7 protein-coding genes and 2 pseudogenes are annotated in these 8,754 nt (G+C 62.4%); all 9 read left to right on the top strand.

Annotated elements, in window-relative coordinates; genetic code table 11:
- Positions 1-11 precede the first annotated feature (11 nt).
- Positions 12-2,906 (top strand): ATP-dependent Clp protease ATP-binding subunit, encoded by a 2,895-nt coding sequence (locus J0F76_RS13390; RefSeq protein WP_207470191.1) that lies wholly within the window; start codon positions 12-14, stop codon positions 2,904-2,906.
- A gap of 77 nt (positions 2,907-2,983) precedes the next feature.
- The gene (locus J0F76_RS13395; RefSeq protein WP_207470193.1) at positions 2,984-4,156 is read left to right on the top strand and encodes an RNA polymerase sigma factor; all 1,173 of its coding nucleotides are present in this window, start codon (positions 2,984-2,986) and stop codon (positions 4,154-4,156) included.
- A 29-nt stretch (positions 4,157-4,185) separates the two neighbouring features.
- A complete protein-coding gene (locus J0F76_RS13400; protein ID WP_278250430.1) occupies positions 4,186-4,800 on the top strand; it encodes an HdeD family acid-resistance protein in 615 nt (204 codons plus the stop codon).
- A 211-nt stretch (positions 4,801-5,011) separates the two neighbouring features.
- Complete coding sequence (locus J0F76_RS13405) at positions 5,012-5,632, top strand: hypothetical protein (RefSeq protein WP_037094075.1); 621 nt, start codon at positions 5,012-5,014, stop codon at positions 5,630-5,632.
- Between the two features lies 1 nt (position 5,633).
- A complete protein-coding gene (locus J0F76_RS13410; protein WP_207470198.1) occupies positions 5,634-6,194 on the top strand; it encodes an NADH dehydrogenase ubiquinone Fe-S protein 4 in 561 nt (186 codons plus the stop codon).
- A gap of 41 nt (positions 6,195-6,235) precedes the next feature.
- A pseudogene (locus tag J0F76_RS13415) lies at positions 6,236-6,532 on the top strand (rhomboid family intramembrane serine protease); the annotation flags it as partial.
- Entirely contained in the window at positions 6,516-6,785 is a 270-nt protein-coding gene (locus tag J0F76_RS13420; protein WP_377707386.1) for a thioredoxin family protein, read from the top strand. The pseudogene J0F76_RS13415 and the gene J0F76_RS13420, both read left to right, overlap by 17 nt.
- Before the next feature lie 57 nt (positions 6,786-6,842).
- Positions 6,843-8,012 (top strand): cation:proton antiporter domain-containing protein, encoded by a 1,170-nt coding sequence (locus J0F76_RS13425; protein ID WP_207470200.1) that lies wholly within the window; start codon positions 6,843-6,845, stop codon positions 8,010-8,012.
- A 114-nt stretch (positions 8,013-8,126) separates the two neighbouring features.
- Positions 8,127-8,672, top strand: a pseudogene (locus J0F76_RS13430) (transposase family protein); the annotation flags it as partial.
- Between the last annotated feature and the right edge of the window lie 82 nt (positions 8,673-8,754).

The raw sequence follows: 8,754 nt of genomic DNA on the forward strand, positions 1-8,754 counted from the left end.
GGAGAAGACGAATGGCAAACGGAGCTTGCGATATTTGCGGTCGCCCGGCGACGGCGCGCGTGCGCGCCTCGGTGAACGGCAGGGTTCAGAACATGGAGCTTTGCGACCAGCATTACAGCGAAATGGCGCGCCGGTCGGGGCGCAGCGCCTCGCCGCTGGAGTCCCTGTTCGGACGGCGTTCCCTTCTTGACGAATTCTTCGGCGAGAGCGGTTTCGGCAGCCTCTTTGGTGACAGTCCGCTGCGAGGCGGCACGCTCGGCTCCATGGGTGACGGCGATGACGCTGTCGTCGACGCCACTGTCGGCGAGGGCGCGCCGCGGCGTGGATCGCGGCGCGGCGGCGGACGCACCATCGCCGACCGGCTGAGCGAACAGGGCAACAAGCTGCTGCAGGATGCCGCACAGAAGGCCGGGGAATTCGGGCGCAGCGAGGTCGACACCGAACATCTGCTTCTGGCATTGACCCCGTCTGACGTCGTCAAGACGATCCTGGAACAGTTCAAGGTCGATGTGGACGATCTGCGGCGCCAGATCGAGAAGGAGGCGAAGCGTGGAGACGCCAAGACGGAGGGTGAAATCAGCGTCAGTCCTCGCCTGAAGGACGCGCTGAACCGGGCCTTCATCGCCTCGAACGAACTCGGCCATTCCTATGTCGGTCCCGAGCACCTGCTGATCGGCCTTGCCGAGGAAGGTGAAGGCCTGGCCGCGTCGATCCTGCGCAAATACGGATTGACGCCGCAGGCGCTGCGTCAGCAGGTGACGAAGGTGGTCGGCAAGGGTGCCGAGGAAGGCCGCGTCGAGACTCCATCGAACACCCCCGATCTCGACCAGTTCAGCCGCGATCTCACCAAGGCCGCGCGCGAGGGCAAGCTCGACCCTGTGATCGGTCGCGCCCGCGAGATCGAAACGACGATCGAGGTCCTCGCGCGGCGCAAGAAGAACAACCCCGTGCTGATCGGCGAGCCCGGCGTCGGCAAGACCGCCATCATCGAGGGGCTCGCCCAGCGGATCGTGGCCGGCGAGGTGCCCGAGGCCCTGCGCGACAAGCGGCTGGTTGAACTGAACATCAACTCGATGGTCGCAGGGTCCAAGTATCGCGGCGAGTTCGAGGAGCGCGTGCAAAAGATCCTCAAGGAGATCACCGAGGAGAAGGACAGCCTCATTCTCTTCATCGACGAGATCCACACCATCGTGGGTGCCGGCCAGGGCGGCGGCGAAGGCGGTCTGGACATTGCCAACACCTTCAAGCCGGCGCTGGCGCGGGGCGAGCTGAACCTGATCGGTGCGACGACGCTCAACGAGTATCAGAAATACATCGAGAAGGACGCGGCACTCGAACGCCGATTCCAGCCGGTCTATGTGGACGAGCCCACGGTCGCACAGACGATCATGATTCTGCGCGGGCTGCGCGACACGCTCGAAAGCCACCACAAGGTGACGATCACCGACGAGGCGATCATCGCCGCCGCGGAGCTTTCGGATCGCTATATCACCGGTCGCTTCATGCCCGACAAGGCGATCGACCTGATCGATCAGGCCGCCGCACGTGTGAAGATCAGCGCCACAGCGCGCCCTGTGGACGTCCAGGAGTTGGAGGCCGAAGCCGCGCAGATCAAGCGCGAACAGGACTATGCCGCAGCCCGCAAGCAATTCGACCGAGCAGCGGAACTGAAGAAGGAACTCGAGCAGAAGCAGAAGGAGCTTGACGAGCTTCTGGAGATCTGGAAGCGCGACCAGGCTTCGGCGACCGCCGAGGTGCGCGCCGATCATGTCGCGCAGATCGTCTCCAAGATCACCGGTGTTCCGGTCACGGAGCTGACCGCCGAGGAGAAGGACAAACTCCTGAAGCTCGAGGAGAAGCTGCACGAGCGCGTCATTGGCCAGGAAGAAGCGATCCGCGCCGTGGCCGATGCGGTGCGCCTGGCGCGTGCGGGTCTGCGCGAAGGTTCCGGTCCGACCGCGACCTTCCTGTTCCTCGGGCCGACCGGGGTTGGCAAGACGGAACTGGCCAAGACGCTCGCCGAGGTGATCTTCGGCGATCAGGACGCGATGATCCGTATCGACATGTCGGAATATGGAGAGCGTCACGCGGTGGCACGGTTGGTTGGCGCACCTCCGGGCTACGTCGGATACGACGAAGGCGGGCAGCTGACGGAGAAGGTGCGCCGTCGGCCCTACTCGGTCGTGCTCCTCGACGAAATCGAAAAGGCGCATCCCGATGTCTACAACATCCTGTTGCAGGTGTTCGACGATGGCCGCCTGACAGATGGCAAGGGCCGCGTGGTGGACTTCACCAACACCATCATCATCGCCACCTCGAACCTCGGTTCGGACATCATCCAGCGCAACCTCACGAAACGCGGCAGCAGTGAGTTCGACGAGGCCAAGCAGAAATCCGAACTGATGGAGGTGTTGCGCGGTCATTTCCGGCCAGAGTTCATCAACCGGATCGACGAGATCATCGTCTTTCATTCGCTGAATAAGTCGGAGATCCGCCAGATCGTCGAGTTGCAGCTCAACCGGGTGAAGCGGACCGCCCTTACCCAGGGCGTCGAACTCGAATTCGACGTGAGCGTCGTGGATCACTTCGGCGCGGTCGGCTTCCGCCCCGAATTCGGCGCCCGCGAGCTGCGCCGGCTGATCCGGTCGGAGTTGGAGACCGAGTTGGCCCGCGAGATGCTCTCCGGGCGGATCGAGGATGGTGACAAGGTCCGCGTCGCTTGGTCGGAAGACGAACAGAGGGTCGTGTTCGAAAAGATCGTAAAGGACACCGGTGACGACAGCCCGGACGATCAGGCCAAGGCTGGGATCGAGGAGCCCAGCGAAGTTGCCGAAGACAGGACGGACGTTCCGAAGCCCAGCGTTGGGGATGAGGTGCAGTCCAAGGACGACAAGTCCGCCGAGTGACAGCGCAAAAGACTGGCCCGGCGCGATATCGGTCGCGCCGGACCATCTCTTCGGAGAGTTATAGGAAGGTCCACGGCATGAACGTCATTAGATCATTCCGCAATCTCGACCGGCACGGCCAACAGCGCGCGCCTGAGGTCATCGAGGAGGAGGTGCGGCAACTTGAACCGCACCTTGCGCGCTTTCGCGAGGATCTGGTCCGGCTCGAAGTCGTTGCCTCGCAGACGAGGGGCAAGAAACGCATCAAAGTCAGCCTACGCCTGCAACTGCCGTCGGGCGTGATCGCGGCGCGGGAAGAGGGATTCGAGATCGAGCCTGTCCTGCGCAAGGCCTTTGCCGACCTGCGCCACCAAGTCGATCGGCATGTGGCGCGCCTCAAGCACGAGCCTGAATACAAGCGTCCCGCCCGCCGGCGCCGGATCGGCGCCCCGCTGCCGCCCGCGCGGGATGCGGCGGAAGCGAACCGGCGCCAGCTCTTCTTTGACCTGATCGAGGATCATCTCGATACGATCTATGACACCGTCAGGCGCGAGTTGACCTATCTCGAATGCAGCGGATCGGTACCGGAGGGATATCTGAGCGTTCGCGGTCTCTTCGATGCGACGATCCTCAAGGGGCTGGCCCGCTTCGAGGATCGGCCTTCGGAGTTTTCCGTCGGCGACTGGCTGAAACGGCTGGCTTTTGAGACCATCGAGGAAGAATCCCGCGCCGCCCGCCGCGCCGTGCCTGAGGATGCCGCCTCCATCGAGGCGGAACCCGAGGCCCCGGCGGAGGATCCGATCGAGGCGGATCAGGCGATGTTCGAGTTCTACCAGCCCGACGAAGTGCTGATGCTAGAGGACCTCATCGCCGACGACGGCGGCACAGACCCCGAGACCGAAGTGGATCGTCATGATATCGCCATGGCACTGCACCGGGCTATCGCAGATCTTGCTCCGGTCGAGCGCCGCGTCCTGTATCGGATGTACCTGGAAGACGCCACGATCGCGGAGACGGCGCACCTCCTGGGTCTCACTGAGGCGGAAGTGTTGAAGATTGCAGAGAACGCGGCGGAGACACTGCGCGGCACGCTGGTCGAAGCCGGGTTGATCGGCGAGGCATCGGGGCGCGCGCCCGTGGAAAGGGAAATTGCCCGGACGCAGTGTCTGCCTCAACCGGTCGAGGACCGCCGCCGCGTGGCGGCCGCCCTGGCCGGCGCGGAGACAATCGGCACTACTGAGTTGAAACCTGAACAGGAGATGGACCAATGACGACAACCTCTGCAAAGCAATCCGACACGATGCAGGACATGCTGTGCAGCCTGTCCGGGAACTGGTGGCTGTTCGTGCTGCGCGGTGTCCTGGCGCTGGTGATCGCGGTTCTCGCCTTCCTCATGCCTGCGGAGTCGCTGCTTGCTCTGACGCTGGTCTTCGGCGCTTTCGCCTTCGCCGATGGCGTGTTCGGCCTCGTCGCCGCCGTCCGCAACATCCGCGGGGGCGACCGCTGGGGCTGGCTGATGTTCAGCGGCATTCTGGGGATCGCCACGGGGGTCGTCGTGGTCTTCTCGCCGTTCGTCGCGACGCTTGTGCTTGCGACATTCCTCTGGGCCAGCATTGCATTCTGGTCCGTGTTCTCGGGTGCCCTCGAGATCGCGGCAGCGATCCGCCTGCGAAAGGAAATCAACGGCGAAATCTGGCTGATCCTGAGCGGCCTTCTCTCGGTCGTTCTCGGTGTCGTCGTGACCTGGATGCTGCTGACGCGCCCGGTCGAAAGCTTCCTCGCGCTCGGCTGGCTGATCGGCTTCTACGCCGCGGTCTTCGGGGTGATGATGATCCTCCTCGGGCTACGGCTTCGCAAGGCGGATCGTTCGGACGGTGCGGCCTTCGATGACGCTCCCCCATCGGCAAAGGCGTGAGGTGCCCTGTGGTGGATGACGGGCGACTTGCCGGCGAGGAGCACGATTTCACCCGATGGGACGAAACGATCTTCGACCGTTGCCTGAGCACCGGCTTCAATCCGTTCGGCAGCGGTCCGACGCCAATCTTCCTGCGGCACCGGGACGCAGAGGCGCCGGACGCCGATGCAAAGCCGTGCATGCCACCTGACACCGAAAATGCGAGGTGCTGATGTCGAACCGCCTGCCTGACTTGGCATTTGCTGCTGCGGCCGCTGCCTTGGGCATCGGCATCGTTTTCGTTTTTCGTTCGATGTATCTTGCCGAAGACATACTGCCTTTCGCGCAGGAGATGACGCTCATCTTCCTCGGCGCTGTCGTGACGATCATTCTGACCGCGGCGCTTCTCAATCGCCAGACCGATCTCGAGCTTCGCAAGGAAGGAAGGGTCATCATCCTCCAGCAGCAATGCGACATTTACATGGCCTGCATCGAGAAGGTCGCAGAGATCGTGGAAACCGCAAGGCACGATGCGAAGCTGATCGATGAACTGCGTGTTCTCAGCCACAAGCTGGCTGTGGTCGCGAGTGCAGGGGTCGTGTCCAGCTTCGAGCAGGTACTGGAGAGCTTGCAGTCCGGTTTTGCTGACGGCACGCTCTCGGACGGGGACGGAGAGGGCGTGATGAATGCCGTCGCCGATCTCACGATAGCGATGCGGTCGGACGTCCTGCACGCTGCTGCCTTCCCTTCGCAGAACACCGAACGCGCCGTTCGCCTGAATTCGAGGCGAATGGAAAAACTCGACGATCTCGAACGTCACCTTCTCGTATCCACCGACACCCGGGAGAACTGATATGCGCGGCCATAATCGCCCACCATTCCCGCCGAAAATTCCTGGAACCGATCTGCCATCCTGGGACGTGCCGACGGCAATCATCTACCGTCCTGCCCGTTCCGCGATGACATCGGCGCCTCGGCCCAACTACTGGGTCCTCGAGTTCGAGCCGTCGCGGCCGCCGCAGATCGAGCCGCTGATGGGATACACGTCCAGCGGCGATCCCTATCGTCCGATTCGGCTGAAGTTTCCGGATCGCGACAGTGCCGTGGACTTCGCAGAGCGGCAGGACTGGCATTATGTCGTGCGCGAGGACGCTGGGGGAGCCCGGATGGCGAACCCTTGGGCGGGTGAGACGCGCCACCGGCTGCACAGGGGCGTCGATGCCCCGGGAGCCTTCCGGGTCCCGTTCCGCCCCGATCGCCGCCTCTCAAGAGGCGTCCAGCATGAGAGCACGCCCGACCCGTCTACCAGCGACAGGGAGAGTTTCGATCCGGTCCTCGAAGCCTCGCTCGAATCCTTCCCCGCCTCTGATCCTCCGGCGTGGACGGCTGTGACAATTGCAAGAAAGACGACGTGATGACGGCCAGCTGCATGCGCTTGGGGAAATGAGATGTTTCCATGGGCCAATACCGTTGCTCGCAGATACCCCCCGTGGCCGTCTGGTCAGTCGTCGGGATCAGCCTTCTCGCTTTCCTCTGCCAGAGCGGCCTGCCGCCGCGCGTGCTGGACCGGTTCCTGTTCGAGTTCGCGCTGGTGCCGTCGCGCGTCTTCGGTCAGCTCCGCCTCGTCGCCCCGTCGGACTGGACCCCGTTCCTGACCAATATCTTCCTGCACGGGGGCTGGCTGCACCTCATACTGAACATGTGGACGCTGTGGATCTTCGGCCCCGCCGTCGAAGATCGGCTCGGACCGGGTAGATTCACGCTGGGCCGAGTGGTGCGGGCCATGCAAGATGATGGCGCCCCAGTTCGAGGCGGCGGCGCGCTCGCTCGAACCCCATGTCCGCCTGGGCAAGCTCGACACCGAGGCCGAACAGCAGATTGCCGGCCGCTACGGGATCCGCGGCACTCCCACCATGATCCTGTTCAGGAGCGGCAAGGAGATCGCGAGGACGAGCGGTGCAATGCCTGCCGCGCAGATAGCGCAGTGGGCGCGGTCGCACGTCTAGAGTTTACAGGTATTGGCCTTACCTGCGCCATGCCATCAGGAGAAGAAGGACAAGAACATGCATGGCGTGACCGGATTTATTGAAAGTGCGGCCTTGTTGGTCTTTGCCGCGTTCGTGCTCGTGACGATATGTTCACGGATCGGCGTGCCCAGTATCGTCGGTTACATTCTTGCCGGCATAGTCATCGGACCTGCCGGCCTCGGCCTGATTGCCGAAAACGCTGCCCTGAGCAGCATCGGCGAGATCGGAGTAGTACTCCTGCTGTTCGCTCTTGGCCTGGAATTCTCGTTCGAGAAGCTCGTAACGCTCAGGAAGCATGTCTTCGGTCTTGGAGCCGCGCAGGTTGCAGTCACGACGATATCGGTGTCGTTGATAGCGAGTCTGATCTTCGATCTCGCGCCCGTCCCCGCAATCCTCATCGGCGGGGCCGTTGCCATGTCATCCACGGCCATGTGCCTCAAGGTGCTCGCAAGCGCGAACGCTCTGGGATCGGCCCAAGGGCGTCTGGCCATTGCAGTGCTTCTGTTTCAAGACTTGGCAGCTGTAGCATTCCTGCTTCTGCACGATTCGATGAGCGGAGCCGCCGAGGGACATGGCGTGATAACGGTCGTCGCCAGTGCAACGGCATTGGTTGCAGCTCTGTTCATTGCGCGTGGCCCGTTGCAGTTGCTGGCCCGTTGGGTAGCGTCGCGTGGCGATCCGGAACTTGCCCAGCTTCTCGCGCTCACCATTGCACTAGGGTCCGCGATTGTCGCGGCCACCGCCGGCCTTTCTCCGGCACTCGCCGCATTCGCGGCCGGCATGATCATCGGCGAGGGAGACGCGCGCCATGCTGTCGAGAACGAGATACGGCCTTTCCGCGATTTGTTTGTCGGGATTTTCTTTATCGGTATCGGGACTCAATTGCCACTTTGGATCCTTCCATCTCAATGGCCTGCCGTGCTGGTCTGGCTTGCAATAATACTCTGCGGAAAGACGCTGATTGTTTTCGTCGTCGCCCGACTATTCGGCGAAGGGCTTCAGACCTCATTGCGGACCGGAGTCATCCTGGCCAACGGGGGAGAATTCAGCCTGATGTTGCTATCGGTTTCCTCGACGTCGGGTACAGTGGCCGAGGAGTTCGCCGGCCCCCTCCTCCTCGCGATTGGAGTGAGCATGTTGGCTGGAAGTCTTATGATTAGATGGGCGGGGTCAGGCTTAGGATCAATCGACATTAGGCCCTGTTGACAAAGTATGGCAGCCATATTTTTGCGGTGGCCAAGGCGAGAAATGCTGACACTCTATGTGTTTGATCCCATGGTTTGATGGTGCGATCCTTTCTCAGGAATGGAAGGATGCCCTATGGGACAAGTTCGTCACGGAAGCGCCACGACCACGCACGCTGTCAGAGCAGCAATACAGCGATCGCAGGCTTCGCTCGCGACGCTGAGCCGGGAGCTCGGCATCAATCCCACGACAGTGGCGAAGTGGCGCAAACGGGCGACGGTCGAGGATCTGAAGACCGGGCCAAAGGAACCTCGTTCAACGACCCTGACCGAGGCAGAAGAGGCGATGGTCGTTGCGTTCCGGCGGCACACGTTGCTGCCACTGGATGACTGCCTCTTCGCTCTGCAGCCATCCATCCCGCACCTGACGCGATCAGCGCTGCACCGGTGTCTGCAGCGTCATGGTATCTCCCGGCTGCCGGATGTCGAAGGGGACAAGCCGAAGCGTCAAAAGTTCAAGCGCTACCCCATCGGCTTCTTCCATATCGACATCGCAGAGCTTCAGACCGCTGAAGGCAAGCTCTACCTCTTTGTCGGCATTGATCGGACCAGCAAGTTCGCGGTCACCCAGCTGGTCGACAAGGCCGACAGGAAGACAGCATGGGAGTTCTTGCAGCATGTCCGTCGTCGAATGATTTGGAACAGGCGACCTGATTTTGCTCTGGAGGGCTCTGGCTCTGTAGGTTGAGATTATGCTGCCTGGC

The organism is Paracoccus fontiphilus (genome assembly GCF_017356265.1).
Taxonomy (GTDB): domain Bacteria; phylum Pseudomonadota; class Alphaproteobacteria; order Rhodobacterales; family Rhodobacteraceae; genus Paracoccus; species Paracoccus fontiphilus.

Excerpts from the sequence above, each read along its gene's own strand:
- J0F76_RS13400 (WP_278250430.1), top strand. The coding sequence starts at position 4,186 with ATGCAGGACATGCTGTGCAGCCTGTCCGGGAACTGGTGGCTGTTCGTG.
- J0F76_RS13390 (WP_207470191.1), top strand. The coding sequence starts at position 12 with ATGGCAAACGGAGCTTGCGATATTTGCGGTCGCCCGGCGACGGCGCGC.
- J0F76_RS13425 (WP_207470200.1), top strand. The coding sequence starts at position 6,843 with ATGCATGGCGTGACCGGATTTATTGAAAGTGCGGCCTTGTTGGTCTTT.
- J0F76_RS13410 (WP_207470198.1), top strand. The coding sequence starts at position 5,634 with ATGCGCGGCCATAATCGCCCACCATTCCCGCCGAAAATTCCTGGAACC.
- J0F76_RS13395 (WP_207470193.1), top strand. The coding sequence starts at position 2,984 with ATGAACGTCATTAGATCATTCCGCAATCTCGACCGGCACGGCCAACAG.
- J0F76_RS13405 (WP_037094075.1), top strand. The coding sequence starts at position 5,012 with ATGTCGAACCGCCTGCCTGACTTGGCATTTGCTGCTGCGGCCGCTGCC.